Origin of the sequence: Staphylococcus felis, assembly GCF_003012915.1 — a bacterium.
Taxonomy (GTDB): Bacteria; Bacillota; Bacilli; order Staphylococcales; family Staphylococcaceae; genus Staphylococcus; species Staphylococcus felis.
Window position 1 is genome coordinate 1708393 of the sequence record NZ_CP027770.1, and the last position, 20630, is coordinate 1729022.

At 34.8% G+C, this 20630-nt stretch carries 18 protein-coding genes; 14 read left to right on the forward strand and 4 right to left on the reverse strand.

The genetic code is table 11. The features are described 5' to 3' along the window. Positions 1-3 precede the first annotated feature (3 nt). On the forward strand, positions 4-354 hold the full coding sequence (gene rplS / locus C7J90_RS07990; RefSeq protein WP_044360991.1) for a 50S ribosomal protein L19: 351 nt from the start codon (positions 4-6) through the stop codon (positions 352-354). A gap of 452 nt (positions 355-806) precedes the next feature. On the opposite strand, the gene C7J90_RS07995 is transcribed toward rplS, so the two are convergent. The 3 genes from C7J90_RS07995 to C7J90_RS08005 are packed head-to-tail and all read right to left on the reverse strand — an operon-like array spanning position 807 to position 6422. Further along, entirely contained in the window at positions 807-3395 is a 2589-nt protein-coding gene (locus tag C7J90_RS07995; RefSeq protein ID WP_232618842.1) for a YfhO family protein, read from the reverse strand. Between the two features lie 21 nt (positions 3396-3416). Further along, the gene (locus C7J90_RS08000; protein WP_103209435.1) at positions 3417-6005 is read right to left on the reverse strand and encodes a YfhO family protein; all 2589 of its coding nucleotides are present in this window, start codon (positions 6003-6005) and stop codon (positions 3417-3419) included. Positions 6006-6038: 33 nt separating this feature from the next. Further along, positions 6039-6422: a GtrA family protein gene (locus C7J90_RS08005; RefSeq protein WP_103209433.1), complete on the reverse strand. Its 384-nt coding sequence runs from the start codon at positions 6420-6422 to the stop codon at positions 6039-6041. Between the two features lie 172 nt (positions 6423-6594). Between C7J90_RS08005 and ylqF the strand changes: the two genes are divergently transcribed. From ylqF to C7J90_RS08020, 3 genes are all read left to right on the forward strand, one after another. After that, the gene (ylqF, locus tag C7J90_RS08010; protein ID WP_103209431.1) at positions 6595-7470 is read left to right on the forward strand and encodes a ribosome biogenesis GTPase YlqF; all 876 of its coding nucleotides are present in this window, start codon (positions 6595-6597) and stop codon (positions 7468-7470) included. Then, a complete protein-coding gene (locus tag C7J90_RS08015) occupies positions 7463-8245 on the forward strand; it encodes a ribonuclease HII (RefSeq protein ID WP_103209429.1) in 783 nt (260 codons plus the stop codon). Before ylqF ends, C7J90_RS08015 begins: the two co-directional genes overlap by 8 nt. A 115-nt stretch (positions 8246-8360) precedes the next feature. Continuing rightward, the gene (locus tag C7J90_RS08020) at positions 8361-8630 is read left to right on the forward strand and encodes a hypothetical protein (protein ID WP_103209428.1); all 270 of its coding nucleotides are present in this window, start codon (positions 8361-8363) and stop codon (positions 8628-8630) included. A gap of 125 nt (positions 8631-8755) precedes the next feature. Here C7J90_RS08020 and C7J90_RS08025 read toward each other — a convergent pair whose 3' ends face one another. Continuing rightward, complete coding sequence (locus C7J90_RS08025; RefSeq protein WP_103209426.1) at positions 8756-9085, reverse strand: nucleoside triphosphate pyrophosphohydrolase family protein; 330 nt, start codon at positions 9083-9085, stop codon at positions 8756-8758. 183 nt (positions 9086-9268) lie between these two features. Between C7J90_RS08025 and sucC the strand changes: the two genes are divergently transcribed. The 10 genes from sucC to rpsB all read left to right on the forward strand — a co-directional run bounded on the left by sucC (position 9269) and on the right by rpsB (position 20628). Continuing rightward, entirely contained in the window at positions 9269-10435 is a 1167-nt protein-coding gene (gene sucC, locus C7J90_RS08030) for an ADP-forming succinate--CoA ligase subunit beta (protein WP_103209425.1), read from the forward strand. 21 nt (positions 10436-10456) lie between these two features. Further along, positions 10457-11362, forward strand: coding sequence for a succinate--CoA ligase subunit alpha (sucD, locus tag C7J90_RS08035; RefSeq protein WP_103209423.1), 906 nt, complete (start codon positions 10457-10459; stop codon positions 11360-11362). Between the two features lie 187 nt (positions 11363-11549). Then, the gene (gene dprA, locus C7J90_RS08040) at positions 11550-12416 is read left to right on the forward strand and encodes a DNA-processing protein DprA (RefSeq protein WP_103209421.1); all 867 of its coding nucleotides are present in this window, start codon (positions 11550-11552) and stop codon (positions 12414-12416) included. Positions 12417-12520: 104 nt separating this feature from the next. Continuing rightward, the gene (gene topA, locus C7J90_RS08045) at positions 12521-14590 is read left to right on the forward strand and encodes a type I DNA topoisomerase (RefSeq protein WP_103209420.1); all 2070 of its coding nucleotides are present in this window, start codon (positions 12521-12523) and stop codon (positions 14588-14590) included. 19 nt (positions 14591-14609) lie between these two features. Further along, the gene (gene trmFO, locus C7J90_RS08050; protein ID WP_103209418.1) at positions 14610-15917 is read left to right on the forward strand and encodes an FADH(2)-oxidizing methylenetetrahydrofolate--tRNA-(uracil(54)-C(5))-methyltransferase TrmFO; all 1308 of its coding nucleotides are present in this window, start codon (positions 14610-14612) and stop codon (positions 15915-15917) included. A 118-nt stretch (positions 15918-16035) separates the two neighbouring features. After that, positions 16036-16926 carry a tyrosine recombinase XerC gene (locus C7J90_RS08055; RefSeq protein WP_167388996.1) on the forward strand — a complete coding sequence of 297 codons (891 nt, stop codon included), beginning with the start codon at positions 16036-16038 and terminating at the stop codon, positions 16924-16926. 4 nt (positions 16927-16930) lie between these two features. Beyond that, positions 16931-17473 (forward strand): ATP-dependent protease subunit HslV, encoded by a 543-nt coding sequence (gene hslV, locus C7J90_RS08060; protein WP_103209415.1) that lies wholly within the window; start codon positions 16931-16933, stop codon positions 17471-17473. 12 nt (positions 17474-17485) lie between these two features. After that, positions 17486-18898, forward strand: a complete 1413-nt coding sequence (hslU, locus tag C7J90_RS08065; RefSeq protein WP_232331973.1) for an ATP-dependent protease ATPase subunit HslU — start codon at positions 17486-17488, stop codon at positions 18896-18898. An 18-nt stretch (positions 18899-18916) separates the two neighbouring features. Next, entirely contained in the window at positions 18917-19693 is a 777-nt protein-coding gene (codY, locus tag C7J90_RS08070; protein WP_103209414.1) for a GTP-sensing pleiotropic transcriptional regulator CodY, read from the forward strand. 155 nt (positions 19694-19848) lie between these two features. Next, positions 19849-20628: a 30S ribosomal protein S2 gene (rpsB, locus tag C7J90_RS08075; protein ID WP_103209412.1), complete on the forward strand. Its 780-nt coding sequence runs from the start codon at positions 19849-19851 to the stop codon at positions 20626-20628. The last annotated feature ends 2 nt before the right edge of the window (positions 20629-20630 follow it).

The following is a 20630-nucleotide window of genomic DNA, read 5'->3' on the forward strand; positions in this document are numbered from 1 at the left end:
ATAATGACTAATCACAAATTAATCGAAGCAGTAACGCAATCACAATTACGTGATGATATTCCATCATTCCGTCCAGGTGACACTTTACGTGTTCACGTACGTATCGTTGAGGGAACTCGCGAGCGTATTCAGGTTTTCGAAGGTGTTGTTATCAAACGTCGTGGAGGCGGAATTTCAGAAACTTTCACTGTTCGTAAAATTTCTTCTGGTGTAGGTGTAGAGCGTACCTTCCCAGTGCACACACCAAAAATCGAAAAAATCGAAGTTAAACGCCGTGGTAAAGTTCGTCGTGCGAAACTTTATTACTTACGTAGCTTACGTGGTAAAGCAGCACGTATCCAAGAAATTCGTTAATTTTAGGAGAACGTTAAGCTTACACACGCGTATGATTTAATTTTAAAAATGAGATTTTCTAAATAAATGGAGACATCCCTGTTTTAGGTGATGTCTCCATTTATTTTTGTAAAAGCAGCGTGTAGTATTTTATATAGATTTAAATTCAGGCTCTCAGTCAAATTGGACTGGTCGCATTAAATTAAGGCGTTATGCAATAATGGATTGCTTAACGCCTTTTTCGTTGTGTGATCATAAAGTCTTGAACATTAATGCCTCTTTTAATACGGCATAAATCAGTAAAATTGAGTTGGTAAAACATATTTTATAACTTAGGGGTGTGAATAAATATAGCACATTTGATTGATTCCTAAGCCGAGACTTCTGAGGTGCCTAGAAAAGCGAGGCTTTATGGAACAATCAAATAAATGAAATTATTTATACACCAGTCCGATTTACTATAGAACCTAAATTCAAAAGTGATGTTTTCGAATGAATGCACGGTAGATGAATGCACCTAGCAATCCAATCAAAGTGAACCCTAAATATAACCACAAATGTGGAAGTTGATATGTTACGTGAACATTTGATTCCCCTTTATGAACAGGAACCATAGTCATAATGCCATTTACTTTTTCTACGCGTCGTGGTTGATGATCAACATAAGCTTTTAAACCATCTCGATACGGTATAGGCAAGACAAGGTAGCTATTTTCTTTTGGGTTGATTTCAGCAACAAGTGAATGGGAATTTTGTGAGACTTTAACCGGTGTGAGTGCTTTACTTGCATGATTTAGCGTTTGGTAATCTTCACCGTAAATCCCTTTAATGTTGACGCGATAAGTTCCTTTTTTTAATTTAATTTGTAACGTTTCCTCTGATGGGACACGGACTGTTACAGGTGATACAAAACGACGATAGGCATAATCAAGTTTTGTTCGACGTTGATGAAAATCATTTACTTCTAAATAGTGAGCTTGGTTTGGGCTCAAAAGTTCAATATCCATTTCGATATAGAAATCTTTATAACGATTTTGAAGTGTTCTTGGGATTTTAATATCTAATCCTCCATCTTTTTCTAATACGTTTAGCTTGTTATTGATTTGGTGTGCATGTCGTGGTGCAATGGTGGTTTTCGATAATAAATTTGGGTTAGGTTGAAATGTCTGATTTGATGGTATTTGATGAGTCACGATACCTTGTAACATGGCTTGTTCACGATCTAACGGTGATTTGAGTTGATTAGGATAGTAAACTTTGGATGTTAAATGTGCACTTGGATAATCGATAGTATTGACTGAATGATCCCACTCCGTTGAACCTTCTTTAATATGTTGTACGTGTTTCATACCATAAGGTGTTAATGAATCAGGTGTTGATTTAATACGGTCACTTACATTCCACAGCGCATATAAATTAGCGCGATCGCCTAATAATCGATACGTACTATTACTATCATACTCCATATTAATTTGCATTAGTTTGTCATAGTATTGTAATATCTCACCATCGAAAATACTTGAATACAGTGAAAGGCCATTAAAATGATAAATCATACTCGAGTTCACAGCGTATGAGCTCATATAATCAATCCGTTCTAAAGATTCTTGACGATTGACAATAGAATCAATTGCATTTTGAAGATTTGAACTATGATAATCAGCAGCGTGCATATCACTGATTTTTGATTGATATGGTGCGATATTATTATGATGATAATTGATTAATAAAATAAATTGCTGACATATGAAAAGGACTAATACTATGCGTATCATTTTTTTAGATAACGCTCGACCACGATAGATATGAGCACCAATTACAATGAGGATAAGTGCTGAAGCAATCATCCACCACATAGCACCCCGCGACACGGCGACAGTTGCCAAAATGAGTATGAGTATTGGCAATAAGGATAAACGATAATCACGCCAGTTTAGAATTGCTAAATGCTTAAACCATATTGCTACTAGAACGCTTGATGTCAATGCTAAAATATAAATCCATCGTCTTTGTGGAAATGAAAACCCATTAAATAAACTATCAAAATAAGGTGAGAATGAAGCGATTAATAATATCCACGTGAATATTGCAAACATTTTAAAATAATAATATCGATATAGTTTAAAAGAAAAAAGTGCAACTAATACGATACCGCTCAATGTAATATAAAAGCCATTGGTAAATATATGATATTTTTGTGAAAAATCAATAATAGGTGAAATAAAGACATCATTTGAGAGACGATCATTATTTAAAAATGAATGAACGCCCGTCAAAAAACCAAATGAGCTCATACATAAACTAATGATTACAGCTGGAATGAGTAAAAAGAGTTTATTCCAACGACTCACTTTATCTTCAGGGTGTGTCAAAATCATCCTATAAATTAGATAACCTGATAGTGCAATCATTTCATAATAACTAAAATAAAAATTAGAAAAGAGCGTCAGTGTAATAGCAACAATAAATAGACCTATTTGACGCTGTTTAAAAAAGCGTTCCATTCCCCAAATAGACAATGGTAAATAGATTAAAATATCACCAAAAAAAGACCAAGTGAAATTAAAGTAATATAGTACAGTAGAAGTACTAAAAAGTAATGCGCCTAAAAACTGATATTGCCCTCGCAGTTTAAACTCACGAAGCATGCCATAAGAGACTAGAAATACAATGACGCATTTAAGATATGCGATAAATATTTGATTGCCAGGCCAAAATTCAATTTGAGATGGATCTGTATGAAACAGCCATTGACTCAATGCCACAAAAAGAAAATTGAGATACATGACTGGTGAAGTCGCATAATAATACGCTAAGTCAGTAAAGTAGTCACCACCTAAGCCGAAAGAAACATCATATAATGACTGAAATTGTATGAAGTGTTGATATAAAAACATTTGGAAAGGCATCATCTGTTTAAACCCATCACCATTGCCACTATAGATAATGCCTTCATTGAGAAAACGATACAAAACAGGAAGGTATACAATCATACCGACAGCGAGTGCAAGTATTAATATTTTCAACCAATGTCTAATTTTATATTTTCTTTTTTCTTTCAATTTTCTTTCCACTCTTTCATATTATTTATTTTGAAAAATCCAACGCCTAAATAGATAGCCTATAAATGCACTCAGTAGGGAGAGCATTATCATCAAAAAGAAAAAGGGAGGACGATATGAAATTTCAATCGTCTTATCATTTGAATTAACTGGTACCCCGGTCATGAAATAATTTACTTTCTTAACAGGTGCGCTTTTTCCATCAACGGTAGCCTTCATACCATCACGGTAAGGAATGTTGATAACAGCGATGCCTTTTGAATGATCGCGGAGTTGAATATTTATTTTTGAATGAGACTCACGATAAGTATAAAGTTTCCGTTTATCTGCTTGTTTTAAAGTTTGATAGTCTTCGCCATAAAGTCCTTTTAATTCAAATTGATAAGTTCCGCTTGGAGACAAGTTGATTTGAATATCTCCGTTTTGATTAGGTTTTGTTCGATATAAAAGATGATGTTGACCTGTTTTATATTTGGAATCATTGAACAATCTATGGTTTTGGTAACCATTTACGGTGATTGTACTGTTACTATCAGGTGCACCACGTTTTACAAATAGTGTGACGTAAAAATCATCATACTTTTTCTGTAATGGTTTAGGTATGTGTAGTGTTATCCCACTGTTTGTAAACTTTTTGATATGAATGGATTGATGGCCATTCCAATTTGCATTAACAGCTTTCACTTGAGTATATTTGAGCAAGTTTTTGACTGTTTTTTGATATGGACGTCCTTCATGATTCAAAATGACACCATCAATCATAGCATGTTCTCTGTCAATAGGTGTATGTAATTCTCGAACGTCATAATATTGATTTGTGACTCGAACAGCTGGTAACATTTGTTCATTTTCATAGATGCGATATTGACCAGATTTTCGAACCAACTTAAAATAATCAGGCAAGTTATCCTGGTATGCCTTTAGCATTTGGTATCGAACAGATAATAAACTTGCAATGTTTGCACGACCACCAGTTGATTGGTAACGACTTACAGATTCTTCCTTTAGATTAATCATCAGATGGTCATAATATAGATTGATGAGTTCTTGATCAAATATACTTGAATATAAACTTAAGCCTTTGAAGTTTTGGTACATAGGTGTATTGTCTTGTTCGTTAACACGCCAATCAATTCGCTCATCAGTATTTTTACTTTGTTTCATATCATTGACAAGCTCATTTTGAAGTGGTGTATTATAAAGGCTCTTATGAATGTAATCCTGGTTTGCCCGCGACTCATGATCTTCGTGAAAAATTTGGTTTTTTGTAAAGACAGTTGAAACTAAAAGCATAAGTACCGCAATGCTTATGCTATAACAGCTCGTGAAAAGATGATTTGGATGATTTCGAGTATGCTTTAACACAAGAACGACTAATCCAGCAATGAAAACAATAGGAACCCATAATAGCCAAATGACGAAAGTTTTGTACAAAATAGCACTTACGATAATAATGAGCATACTCGGAATCGATGTTAAGGTGTATGTGCGTTTAGTTAGTGACAAAAAATAATGAACATATAAGGCAATCAAACCACTTGTTGAAAATGCGAGTAAATAATGCCATCTTTTTTGAGGAGCTGAAAACCCGTTAAATATATGGTCAACATAAGGCAAAAAGGATGAAATAATAGCCAGGATTGATAATATTGCAAATAGACGAAAATAAAAATAACGATATAACTTGAAAGTCAACAGTGCCTGAACCGTTATGAATAAAACAACAATCAAATAGTTATCAAAAAAGATATTCGTATTATGATTTAGGGATTCAAGCATTGGAATCTCAGAATTAAATGGAATGCGTTTATTATTAAAAAAACTTCTTGCGCCATGAAAAAACATAAATAAACTCATCCCAACACCTAGTATAGCGGCCACCAACAGAGTCCATACAGAGCGAAAGCGTTGAACAATATCGTAGTGATGACGCCAGAGTATTCGAATAGTGAAATAAATCAGTCCTGCTAAAACTTGATAATAAGCAAAATAAAAATTATTGATGAAAGTCAGTGCAGTAACAATCATAAATAAACCTATTTTACCCGATTTTAAATATCTTTCTATACTTAAAAAAAGCAATGGTAATAATATAAAAACATCACTAAAAAAAGGCCAATATACTGTAAAGCGATAATAAATTGGAGAAGTCGCAAATAAAAATGCAAATAACATCGCAGTTACATGATTGAGTTTAAGATATCGGGCATATAGAAATGTTACGATTATAATTAAAGATGATTTAATGATTGAAACCACCAATGCATTGGTCATCCAGAACATCACATCATTGGTTTGAAGCGCATTGAATTGAGCAAATAGCCAAATGAAAGATGCATTGATCATAAATAATATATTTGTACTGAAATAATAGGATAAGTCAGTAAAAAAGTCGCCGCCCAAACCGAAATCGGTAGCATAGAAAAAGGTACCTTCAGACCATTTTCGGTATAAAAACATCTGAATGGGTACCATCTGCTCGATACCATCATTTGGCCCTGTAAACAATACCCCATCTTTAAAAAAACGATATAGTATGTATGCATGACCTAATAATGAGAGGCAAATTGTTGTTAGGGCTAAAACGAATAATCGTTTGAAACGATTCATATTCAATCACTCCACCTTTACATAACAATATACTTAACGATCTTTTAAAATAAATTTCGATAAGAGATAAGTAACTGGAATTGTAAAAACTAGACCGATAAATGGTGCGAAAGTTTCATTAATATGAAGAAACTCGACAAAAACAAAAAGTAATATAAATTGTGTTCCCATATTGACGACTTGAGTTAATGGAAAGGCTAAAAACTTTTTTAATGTAGGTTTGACATGATAAACGAAATAGCACGATAAAAAATAAGAAATGACAAGCGCTATAACAAATCCCACAATATGACTGATTAAGTAATGAACATGTAATAGTTTTAATAAAAGTAAATACACGATATAATAATTGACTGTATTAATTCCGCCGACAATGACAAAGCGGATGATTTCAAAAAAAGTTTTGGAGCTGATCAAAAGATTAACCTACTTTCTTTTTACTAATGATTAAAATCAATGGATAGTTCAGTTGGCTAATAGATAAACTTAGGATAAACTTGAACTAAAAACTACACTCAATATATCACATCATATGGCTAAGTCGTTAATATTTATAGTTTTGATGTGAAATAAGAAAGGTGATTCAAAGATGGTAATACAATGGTACCCTGGCCATATGGCTAAAGCGAAAAGAGAAGTATCAGAACAACTTAAAAAAGTAGACGTTGTGTTTGAACTTGTCGATGCACGGATTCCTTTAAGTTCAAGAAATCCAATGATAGATGAAGTGATTCAACATAAACCGCGTGTTGTTATTTTTAATAAAAAAGACATGTCAAATTTAAAAGAAATGCAAAAATGGTTCGCTTTTTTTAAAGAGAAAGGGGCAGTTTCTGTTGCAGTAGACGCAAAGCATGGTAAAGGGTTGAAACAGGTCGAAAGTGCTGCGATTGAAGCGACAAGGGAAAAGTTTGAGCGTGAAAAAGCAAAAGGACTTAAGCCGAGAGCGATTAGAGCGATGATTGTTGGGATTCCAAATGTAGGTAAATCAACATTAATAAATAAATTGGCTAACCGTACAATTGCACAAACAGGCAATAAACCAGGTGTGACGAAACAACAGCAATGGATTAAAGTAGGTAAATCATTGCAATTACTTGATACACCTGGAATATTATGGCCTAAATTTGAAGACCAAACAATTGGCAAAAAGTTAAGCTTAACTGGAGCTATTAAAGATAGCATTGTTCATTTGGACGAAGTTGCCCTTTACGGCTTATCCTTTTTAATCGAACATGATTACGAAGGACTTATTACACATTACGCAATCAATGTTGAACCTGATGCAGATCCAATTGACTGGTTCGATGCGATTGGCCGTAAAAGAGGATTAATTCAAAAAGGAAATGAAGTGGATTATGAAGCGGTTATCGAACTTATCATCAATGATATTCGAAATGCGAAAATAGGTACATACTGTTTTGATTTATACCATCAGTTTCAGGAGGATAATCATAATGGCTAAAACAGTCAAAATGATTAGAGAAGAACTGTCAAATGTGTTGACACGTAAAGATTTATCTGAGCATCCTTACGCAAACGATTCCAGAAAAGGTGTACAGCAAGCTTTTCGTATAAGACTTAAACAAATCGAACGTCATGAACAATTAGAACAAAATTACATTAAAATGTGTCGGCATGAGGATGATATTTTAAAAAATAATCCAGAAGCACTTATTTGTGGTATTGATGAAGTGGGAAGAGGACCTCTAGCTGGTCCAGTAGTCGCTAGTGCTGTTATTTTAGATCATCATCATCGCTATATCGGTATTAATGACTCAAAACAATTATCGAGTCGAAAGAGAGAAGACATTAGCCAAAACTTAAAAGAAAACGTTAAAGCTTGGAGTATCGGCGTAGCGTCACCAGAAGAAATTGATCAATTAAATATCTATGAGGCTACTAAATTAGCAATGTATCGTGCGATTGCAGAGCTAGAGGTTGAACCGACACACTATTTGATTGATGCAATGACACTAGATAAGTTAGAAGCACCTCAACATTCGATTATTAAAGGAGATGCATCAAGTGTGTCAATAGCGGCTGCAAGCATTATTGCAAAAGTCTATCGAGATACATTAATGAAAGCATATAATCAACAGTATCCAGGTTATGATTTTGCACAAAATGCCGGATATGGAACAGCAAAACATTTAGAAGGATTGGAATTATTAGGGTGTACACCTATTCATCGAAACAGCTTCGAGCCAATTAAATCAAAATATGCGAAAAAGTCATAATAAGGGGTTTTCGATTGTTAAGAATCATTACGTCATACACTAAAATATTTGCAATTCATACTATTTATGTTTAACTATAACTAAACTTCCAAAAAGAAAGGAAAATCAAAAACATATGGATGAAACATTACAAAAGTTATACAAAGTATTAGTTCACTTTGAGGAAAAAGAAGTAGGTATAACTGAAGATGAAGAGAAACTAAATGAAATAAAAAAGAAAATTGAAGAAAATTTAAACGTGTCAATTGAGGAAACATCTCAAATGGATTTAATTCATTTGTTAAAAGATCATGATTTTACTGTTGAGTTTTCTGATGAAGCGCAAAAAGTAATTAGTGTACCGATGGACGATGATACACAAGTTAAATTTCATACGGATAAATAACGTAATTGAAAGGGAAATTATTGAGTGAACCATACACCTCTAACTGTTGAGAAAACTGATATACAGATAGAGGTGTATTATTTTATATAATCAAAAATGAATAATACATGACTATATAAGCCTTTTTAAGTGTCAATTCTTTTTAAGGAATCTTCTGTATTAAATCCATTTGGATAGCGTTTTTGTAGTTTTTCAACATTCTTTTTCGCAATGTCTTCTAAATTAATATTAAAAACTGTCGCACAGGATGCAATATACCATAATACATCACCGAGTTCCTTTTGAACTGCTTCTATATCTAATTCATGTCCATGGTAATAATGTTTTTTGATTAAATCGGCCACTTCACCTGCTTCTCCATTCAATCCTAATGCACTCATTTGGATCAGTTCACTTTGATTACGATTTAAGTCGAGTGTACGTTTAGCCTCATGCTGATAAGTATTAAAATCCATATTTTCACTCCTTTTTATAACTCATATTACACGAATGACATCGATTTATAAAATTTAAACGTATGTTATTAAAAATCGATATACTTTAGTATCAGTAAAAGTATGTGTCTATCTGTTTACAATAGCGCTTACATTTTCTATAATTGAAAATGAACTTAACCTTAAGAAACAGGAGGATGGAGTATGAATATCCATGAGTATCAAGGAAAAGAAATTTTTCGTTCAATGGGCGTAGCAGTTCCAGAAGGGCGTGTAGCTTTCTCAGCTGAAGAAGCTGTAGAAAAAGCAAAAGAATTAGATACAGATGTCTATGTCGTAAAAGCGCAAATTCACGCAGGGGGGCGTGGAAAAGCTGGTGGTGTTAAAATTGCTAAATCTTTATCAGAAGTTGAAACATATGCAAATGAATTACTTGGCAAAGTTTTAGTGACACATCAAACTGGTTCTGAAGGCAAAGAAGTTAAACGATTGTATGTTGAAGAAGGGGCAGATATTCAAAAAGAATATTATGTCGGTTTTGTTATTGACCGTGCAACAGATCGCGTAACGTTAATGGCTTCTGAAGAGGGTGGAACTGAGATTGAAGAAGTAGCAGCAAAAACACCTGAAAAAATCTTCAAAGAAACAATTGATCCAGTTGTTGGTTTAGCACCATACCAAGCAAGACGTATCGCATTTAATATTAACATTCCAAAAGAGTCTGTGAATAAAGCGGTTAAATTCTTAATCTCACTATACAATGTGTTTATTGAAAAAGATTGTTCAATTGTTGAGATTAACCCACTTGTGTTAACTGGTGATGGTAACGTTCTAGCATTGGATTCAAAGATTAATTTCGATGATAATGCGTTATTCCGCCATAAAGATATACTTGCATTACGTGATTTAGATGAAGAAGATCCTAAAGAAATCGAAGCATCTAAATATGATTTGTCATATATTGCTTTAGATGGAAACATTGGATGTATGGTCAATGGTGCTGGCCTTGCAATGGCAACGATGGATACAATCAATCATTTTAATGGAACCCCAGCTAACTTCCTTGACGTGGGTGGCGGTGCTACAAAAGAAAAAGTAACAGAAGCATTCAAAATCATCTTAGGTGATAGTAATGTTAAAGGTATTTTTGTAAATATCTTCGGTGGTATTATGCGTTGTGACGTTATAGCTGAAGGAATTGTAGCAGCTGTTAAAGAAGTCGATTTGACACTACCTTTAGTCGTGCGTTTAGAAGGTACTAATGTCGATCAAGGTAAACAAATTTTAAAAGAATCAGGTTTAGCAATTGAGCCAGCTAGTACAATGGCAGAAGGTGCTCAAAAAATCGTTAAACTTGTTAATGAAGCGTAAGGAAAGGATGGGACAACTAAAATGAGTGTTTTTGTAGATAAGCATACAAAAGTTATCGTTCAAGGGATTACAGGGTCAACTGCCCTTTTTCATACTAAACAAATGTTAGAATATGGTACACAAATCGTTGCAGGTGTAACACCTGGTAAAGGCGGCCAAGTCGTTGAAGGTGTACCTGTTTTCAATACAGTAGAAGAAGCGAAGCAAGAAACAGGCGCAAATGTTTCAGTAATTTACGTACCTGCTCCATTTGCTGCTGATGCTATCTTAGAATGCGCAGATGCAGAACTTGACTTAGCGATTTGTATCACTGAACATATTCCTGTTGTTGATATGGTTAAAGTAAAGCGTTACCTAGAAGGGAAGAAAACGCGTTTAATTGGTCCGAACTGTCCAGGTGTCATTACATCAGATGAAACTAAGATTGGTATTATGCCAGGATATATTCATAAAAAAGGACATGTTGGTGTTGTTTCACGTTCTGGTACACTAACTTATGAAGCGGTACATCAATTGACAGAAGAAGGTATTGGTCAGTCTACAGCAGTTGGAATTGGCGGTGATCCAGTCAACGGTACAAACTTTATTGATGTTTTAAAAGCATTTAATGAAGATGACGAAACAAAAGCTGTTGTAATGATTGGTGAAATTGGTGGTACTGCAGAAGAAGAAGCTGCAGAATGGATCCAGAAAAATATGACAAAACCAGTTGTAGGATTTATTGGGGGACAAACTGCACCTCCAGGTAAACGAATGGGTCATGCGGGTGCTATTATTTCCGGTGGTAAAGGAACTGCTGAAGAAAAAATTAAAACACTCAATCGTTGTGGTGTAAAAACAGCAGCAACACCTTCAGAAATTGGTGTTACTCTAATCGAGGCTGCTAAAGAAGCAGGTATTTATGAGTCATTATTAACTGTCAAATAGCAATAATATTTTAAAATTTTATAAAGAGACCTCTATGCTGAAGTGTTAGATATGATAGATTTTAAGATTATTTCCTTGTTTAGTCATACTACATTTTGAGCATAGAGTTTTTTTAGTATGATACAAATACTTCAATAATATTACTTTGTAACAATGCTCCAAAACATCTCAAGAGGTGATCGTCATCATGCAAAAAATATTTCTATTATTGCTTTATGCTGGGTTCTCAACACATCAGATACAGAAAATCGAAAGGCTTATGCCAAATATGCTTAATCCTCCTTATGCATTTAGCAAGTTCAAAAAAATACGCTCTCTTTTTAATCATAATCCAGCTATACAGAAAAAATTTCAACTGTTAGAACAACTAAATTATGATGTCATTCTAGACGACTTACGTCAAAAAAACATTAAAGTAGTTGACATGACGAGCACTTATTATCCTCATTTGTTGAAAGAAATATTTGATCCCCCCTATGTTCTTTTTTGTAAAGGAAATCTCCAATTATTAAACCATATGAATCAAACGTTGAGTATAGTAGGTGCTCGAATGCACACAGCCTACACAACACAAGCGTTAGAATATCTATTTCCTTATTTTGCAACAAAAAAATTAATTATAGTGTCTGGTTTGGCCAGTGGAACAGATGCATTAGCTCATCAATACGCTTTATCACATCATCTATCGACAATTGGTGTTTTAGCGTTTGGACATGACCATCATTACCCACAAAATACGAAACATTTACGAAAGCAAATTGAAAAAATGAGTTTAACCGTGAGTGAATATCCACCACATACACCACCGTCACGTTACAGGTTTCCAGAACGTAACCGTATTATTAGTGGTGTGTCGAAGGGTGTATTTGTTACCGAGGCGAAAGAAAAAAGTGGGGCGCTTATAACGATTGATCAAGCATTAGAGCAAAATCGTAACGTATATGTTTTGCCAGGAACGATGTTTGACACACATACAAAAGGGAATTTAATGCGAGCAAAAGAAGGTGCAGAAATAGTATTAGGTGCGGCTGATATTTTAAAAGATTACGAATGAAAAATGGTGGCTATTGTGTAAAATTAATGTAAAAGATTGACAAACTTAAAATTAACCGTTTATCATTTATCTTTGTAAACAGAAAAAGCGAGGGGGTAACTCCATTGGCAGATAATCTTGTCATTGTGGAATCGCCTGCAAAAGCTAAGACAATAGAAAAATATTTAGGGAAGAAATATAAAGTCATCGCATCTATGGGGCACGTGAGAGATTTACCACGTAGTCAAATGGGTGTAGATGTAGAACATCAATATGATCCTAAATATATTACGATACGTGGAAAAGGTCCTGTAGTGAAAGAGCTTAAGAGACATGCCAAAAAAGCAAAGCATGTTTTTTTAGCGAGTGACCCTGACCGTGAAGGTGAAGCGATTGCATGGCATTTAGCGAATATTTTAGAATTGGATGAAAAGCAAAAGAACAGAGTTGTCTTTAACGAGATTACAAAGGATGCAGTAAAAGGGAGTTTCAAAACGCCACGGCATATAGAAATGGATCTTGTAGATGCTCAACAAGCCCGTCGTGTACTTGATCGATTAGTGGGATATAATATTTCACCAGTATTATGGAAAAAAGTTAAAAAAGGATTGTCAGCTGGACGAGTGCAATCAGTGGCGCTTCGTCTTGTCATTGACCGAGAAAATGAAATTCGCAACTTTAAACCTGAAGAATATTGGTCAATTGAAGGTGAATTCAGATATGGGAAATCAAAATTTAGTGCCAAGTTTCTCCATTATAAAGGTAAACCATTTAAGCTAAACAATAAAGATGACGTCAAAGTGGTGACAAATGTTTTAGACGGCGACCAGTTTGAAGTGACGAATGTAAATAAAAAAGAAAAAACAAGACGTCCTGCTCAACCTTTTACAACTTCTACTTTACAACAAGAAGCTGCGCGTAAGCTTAATTTTAAAGCAAGAAAAACAATGATGATTGCCCAACAGCTTTATGAAGGTATTGATTTAAAGCGCAAAGGTACAATCGGTTTGATCACTTACATGAGAACGGATTCAACGCGCATATCGAAAGACGCTCAAGAAGAAACAAAACAGTATATCGAAAAAGAGTTTGGCGAATCATATTTATCAAAATCGGTTAGTAAAGGCAAACAAGGTGACCAAGATGCCCATGAAGCAATTCGTCCAACGAGTACACTTCGAACACCATCAGAAATGAAAGACTTTTTATCACGTGATCAATTTAAACTATATAAGTTGATATGGGAACGTTTTGTAGCGAGTCAAATGGCACCAGCTATTTTAGATACAGTAGCAGTTGATTTAACACAAAACGATATTAAATTTAGAGCTAACGGACAAACGATTAAATTTAAAGGCTTTATGACATTATATGTGGAAGCCAATGACGATAAAGCTAAAGAAAAAGAAAATCGTTTACCTAAACTTGAAATAGGTAATAAAGTCACTGCAACTAAGATAGATCCAGCTCAACACTTTACCCAACCACCACCAAGATATACGGAGGCGCGTTTAGTCAAAACGTTAGAAGAACTTAAAATTGGACGACCATCAACATATGCACCTACAATTGACACTATTCAAAAAAGAAACTATGTCAAGATTGATAGTAAACGGTTTGTACCAACTGAATTAGGTGAAATTGTTCATGAGCAAGTTAAAGAATATTTCCCTGAAATCATTGACGTTGATTTCACAGTCAATATGGAAACATTACTTGATAAGATTGCTGAGGGAGATATGGGTTGGAAAAAAGTTGTCGATGACTTTTATAGTAGCTTTAAACAAAATGTCGAACGTGCTGAAGAAGAAATGGAAAAAATTGAAATTAAAGATGAACCTGCAGGAGAAGATTGTGAAGTGTGTGGTCATCCGATGGTTATTAAGATGGGACGTTACGGTAAGTTTATGGCATGTTCCAACTTTCCAGATTGTCGAAATACCAAAGCAATTACGAAACCTATTGGTGTTACTTGCCCGAAATGCCAAAAAGGTGACGTCGTAGAACGAAAATCAAAGAAAAACAGAATATTCTATGGTTGTTCGAACTTCCCGGAATGCGATTTTATTTCTTGGGATAAACCAATTGGAAGAGATTGTCCAAAATGTAATCACTATTTAGCAGAACATAAAAAAGGGCGTTCAACACAAGTGATATGTTCGAATTGTGATTATAAAGAGGCGGTTCAAAAATAAAAAAGTAAAAGGGGAGTCAGTGATGACGACAGTAAATGTGATAGGAGCAGGTTTAGCAGGCTCAGAAGCAGCATATCAATTAGCTGAACGAGGTGTTCATGTTAAATTATATGAGATGCGTCCTGTCAAACAAACACCTGCACATCATACGGACAAATTTGCAGAATTGGTGTGTTCAAATTCATTACGAGGTAATGCGCTTACGAATGCAGTAGGTGTACTAAAAGAAGAAATGAGACGTTTAAATTCTATCGTTATTCAAGCGGCAGATAAAGCGCGTGTTCCAGCTGGAGGCGCTTTAGCTGTTGATCGACATGACTTTTCTGGTTATATTACTGATACACTCAAAAATCACCCTAATATAACAGTCGTCAATGAGGAAATTTCTAAAATTCCTGAAGGGCCGACAATTATAGCGACAGGACCACTCACAACCGAATCATTGACAGAAGAGGTCGTGCATTTAACTGGCAAAGATCAATTATATTTCTATGATGCAGCAGCACCTATTATTGAAAAAGATTCAATAGACATGGACAAAGTGTATTTAAAATCACGATACGATAAAGGTGAAGCAGCGTATCTAAATTGTCCGATGACTGAAGAAGAATTTCATCGTTTTTACAATGCAGCTATGGAAGCTGAAGTTGCACCTATGAATGATTTTGAAAAAGAAAAGTATTTTGAAGGTTGTATGCCGTTTGAAGTGATGGCAAGTCGTGGGCCTAAGACATTGTTATTTGGTCCTATGAAGCCAGTTGGTTTAGAAGATCCTAAAACAGGAAAACGCCCATATGCTGTCGTACAACTTAGACAAGATGATGCAGCAGGAACACTCTACAATATCGTTGGTTTTCAAACGCGATTAAAGTGGGGAGCTCAAAAAGAAGTTATCCGTCTCATACCTGGGTTAGAAAATGTTGATATTGTACGTTATGGTGTGATGCATCGTAATACTTTTATAAATTCACCAGATGTACTGGGTGAAACTTATGAATTTAAGGACAGAGAAAATTTATTTTTTGCAGGTCAAATGACAGGTGTTGAAGGCTATGTAGAGAGTGCGGCAAGCGGTATGGTTGCAGGTATCAATCTCGCACATCGTATGACTGGTAAATCTAATGTCATCTTCCCACGTGAAACGATGATAGGTAGTTTAGCATATTACATTTCTCATGCCACAAATAATAAAAACTTCCAACCTATGAATGCTAATTTTGGATTAGTACCACCATTAGAAAAGCGTATTAAAGATAAAAAAGAGAGATATGAATTGTTAGCTGATAGAGCCTTAACGTATTTAGAGCATTTTAAACAAACGCTTTAAATTAAATAATTAATTGGCAAAATAAGTAAAATTTTGATTACTGAGAAAATTCTATGTGAAATTCATGCAGTTCCCTTCCTCATTATGCTACAATACTAATGATGGAGGGGTTTTTATATTGGAACAAATCCAACTCAAATTTTTAAATACTTTAAAGCGAGAGCGTTTCTTTTCTGAACATACTTTAAAAGCTTATCATGATGATTTAGTACAATTTAACCGTTTTTTAGTTCAAGAACAATTGACTTTGACATCTTTTCAATATCAAGATGCTAGAAATTATCTCCAAATGTTATATGATTTTGGTCTTCAACGTACAACAGTTTCTAGAAAGATTTCGACGTTACGTAGTTTTTATGCCTTTTGGATGGCTCAAGATAATTCAATTACAAATCCTTTTGTACAACTTGTTCATCCAAAAAAAGAAAGCTACTTACCTACTTTTTTCTACTCAGAAGAAATGGAGGCGATGTTTCAAACTGTTCAAAAAGATGCCAAAAAAGGTTTAAGAGATAGCGTCATATTAGAATTACTTTATGCTACTGGGATGCGTGTTTCTGAATTGACGTCTTTAAAAACATCAGATATTAACTTAGAAATGTGTTATTTAAAAGTACTTGGAAAAGGGAATAAAGAACGCATCATCCCTTTTGGGGAATTCTGTAGAAAAAGTATTCAAAAATATCTTGAATCATTTGGTCCTATTCAAAACGTGCACCATCCTTTTTTAATTGTTAATTTAAAAGGGGACCCTATCACAGAACGCGGTGTGCGTTATATATTAAATGACATTGTGAAAAGAACTGTCAATGTTTCAGCAATTCATCCGCATAAGTTACGTCATACTTTTGCGACGCATATGTTGAATGAAGGAGCTGATTTAAGGACAGTTCAAAGTTTATTAGGCCATGTTAATTTATCGACAACGGGCCGCTATACACATGTGACTAATCAACAATTACGTCACGTTTATCTAAATGCACATCCTCGTGCAAAAAAAGGAGAATAAGTTTATGAGTTCATCTATTCATGCAACTACTATTTATGCTGTACGTCATAATGGTGAAGCGGCTATGGCTGGAGATGGTCAAGTCACTTTAGGTGAGCAAGTCATTATGAAACAAACAGCGAAAAAGGTCCGAAAACTATATAATGGACGCGTTGTAGCTGGATTTGCTGGTAGTGTCGCTGATGCATTTACACTTTTTGAAAAGTTTGAAGCGAAGTTACAACAATATAGTGGTAATTTAGAAAGAGCCTCAGTCGAGCTTGCAAAGGAATGGAGAGGAGATAAACAATTACGTCAATTAGAAGCAATGTTGATAGTAATGGATAAGTCTCATATCCTTGTTGTAAGTGGTACGGGTGAAGTTATTGCGCCTGATGATGATTTAATTGCCATTGGTTCAGGTGGCAATTATGCACTTAGTGCTGGACGAGCATTAAAACGACATGCTAAACATATGTCTGCAAGTGAAATGGCATATGAAAGTTTAAAAGTAGCGGCTGACATTTGTGTGTTTACAAATGATCATATTACTGTAGAAGAACTTTAACGGAGGTTTCATATGATTAAGAGTAGTGCTATTCAATTCACACCAAAAGATATCGTAGCAAAATTAGACGAATATATTGTAGGTCAAGATGATGCTAAAAAGAAAGTAGCGATTGCTTTAAGAAACAGATATCGACGTAGTTTGTTAGATGATGAAACGAAGCAAGAAATTGCACCTAAAAATATATTGATGATGGGGCCAACAGGTGTAGGTAAGACAGAAATTGCACGTCGTATGGCTAAAATTGTGGGCGCACCATTTATCAAAGTCGAGGCAACAAAATTCACTGAAGTCGGTTATGTAGGTCGAGACGTAGAGAGTATGGTTAGAGACCTTGTGGATGTAGCGGTACGCTTAGTCAAAGATTCAAAAAAAGACGATGTGAAAGAAGAAGCAACACTAAAAGCAAACGAAAAACTCGTTAAACTACTTGTGCCGAGCATGAAAAAAAGAGCAAATCAAACTAAACAAAATCCATTAGAGTCTTTGTTTGGAGGTGCACTCCCTAATTTTGGTCAGTCAGAAGAAGAAGAGGAAGAGCCACCAACTGAAGAAATTAAAACAAAGCGTTCTGAAATAAAGCGACAATTATTGAATGGTGAATTAGAAGAAGAAAAAGTGAAAATCAAAGTTGAACAAGATCCGGGTGCATTAGGTATGTTAGGGACTCAACAAAATGAACAAATGCAAGAGATGATGAATCAACTGATGCCTAAGAAAAAAGTTCAAAAAGAAGTCCCTGTTAAGACAGCAAGGAAAATTTTAATCGATCATTTTGCTGATGAAATGATTGATCACGAAACAGCGAATCAAGAGGCACTTGAATTAGCAGAACAAATGGGTATTATATTCATTGATGAGATTGATAAAGTGGCTGCTTCAAATCAAAATAGCGGTGGTCAAGATGTTTCACGACAAGGTGTCCAAAGAGATATTTTACCTATTCTTGAAGGTAGCGTGATAAGGACGAAGTATGGTACTGTGAGTACGGAACATATGTTATTTATTGGTGCGGGTGCGTTCCACGTATCAAAACCAAGTGACCTTATCCCAGAACTTCAAGGGCGATTCCCGATTCGCGTTGAACTTGAAAGTCTAACAGTTGATGATTTTGTTCGTATTTTGAAAGAACCTAAGTTATCATTAATTAAACAATATGAATTGTTATTGCAGACAGAACAAGTGACAGTTAATTTCACAGAAGATGCGATACAACGATTAGCAGAAATGGCATATCACGTTAATCAAGAAACTGACAATATTGGTGCAAGAAGACTTCATACTATTTTAGAAAAGATGCTTGAAGACCTTTCATTTGAAGCACCTAACATGCCAAATGCGATAGTCGACATAACACCTCAATATGTCGATGAAAAATTAAAATCAATTTCAATTAATAAAGATTTAAGCGAATTTATCTTATAAGAAAAAAGGAGAAGTGACATGAGCTTATTATCGAAAACTAGAGAATTAAGCAGTTTATTACAAAAACATAAAGGAATCTCGGTCGATTTTAAAGATGTTGCCCAAACAATTAGCAAGGTAACAATCACAAATGTATTTATCGTTTCGCGACGAGGTAAAATTTTAGGTTCCAGCTTAAATGAATTATTAAAAAATGATCGTATCATTCAAATGTTAGAGGACCGTCATATACCTGAAGCCTATACAGATAAGTTAATGCACGTCTATGAAACAACTTCAAATATCAAAATTGAAGATGAACTTTCAGTATTTCCACTTGAAAGCAGAGATTTATTTGAGGATTCAAGAACAACCATTTTTCCAATCATTGGTGGTGGAGAACGCCTTGGCACATTAGTTTTAGGGCGCGTTTCTGAAGATTTTAGTGAAAATGATTTAGTTTTAGGTGAATATGCTGCAACTGTAATCGGAATGGAAATTCTTCGTGAAAAACATTCAGAGATTGAGTCAGAAGCACGTGATAAAGCTGCGATATCTATGGCGATTAACTCATTGTCTTATTCTGAAAAAGAAGCCATTGATCATATATTTGAAGAGCTTGGTGGTACAGAAGGTTTGCTTATCGCATCTAAAGTTGCCGACAGAGTAGGGATTACAAGATCAGTTATTGTGAATGCTTTACGTAAGCTTGAAAGTGCGGGTGTCATTGAGTCGCGTTCGTTAGGGATGAAAGGTACATTTATTAAAGTTAAAAAAGATACGTTTTTAGATGCACTTAAACGCTCAAATGCATAAATATAGTTATTGCATTTGTGTTTAAGCTGTGGTATATTAATATGCGGCTGTGATAAGCCAAAACACACATGTCAACAGAAGTATAAAATGGTGCGATGATTAGTCGTTTTTTATATAAGTTGACGTGGAGGAAAAACCACTAGGAGGATTTAATTATGGCAGTAATTTCAATGAAACAATTACTAGAAGCGGGTGTTCACTTCGGTCATCAAACACGTCGTTGGAACCCAAAAATGAAAAAATACATTTTCACTGAGAGAAACGGTATTTACATTATCGACTTACAAAAAACAGTGAAAAAAGTTGAAGAAGCGTATAACTTTATCAAGCAAGTATCTGAAGAAGGCGGTAAAGTCTTATTCGTAGGTACGAAAAAACAAGCACAAGAATCTGTAAAAGCAGAAGCTGAACGTGCTGGCCACTTCTACGTTAACCAAAGATGGTTAGGTGGTATTTTAACGAACTACAAAACAATCTCAAAACGTATCAAACGTATTTCTGAAATTGAAAAAATGGAAGAAGATGGAACGTTTGACGTATTACCTAAAAAAGAAGTTGTTGAACTTAAAAAAGAATACGACCGTTTAATCAAATTCTTAGGCGGTATTCGTGAAATGAAAACAATGCCTGACGCATTATTCGTTGTTGACCCACGTAAAGAGCGTAATGCGATTGCAGAAGCACACAAATTAAACATTCCAATCGTAGGTATTGTTGATACTAACTGTGATCCGGATGAAATCGATTACGTTATCCCAGCGAATGATGATGCGATTCGTGCAGTTAAATTATTAACTGGTAAAATGGCAGACGCTATTTTAGAAGGCCAACAAGGTGTATCTAACGATGAAGTAGCTGCTGAACAAAACATTGATTTAAATGAAGAAGAATCAGCAGAAGAAACTACTGAAGAAACATCTGTTGAATCTAAATAATA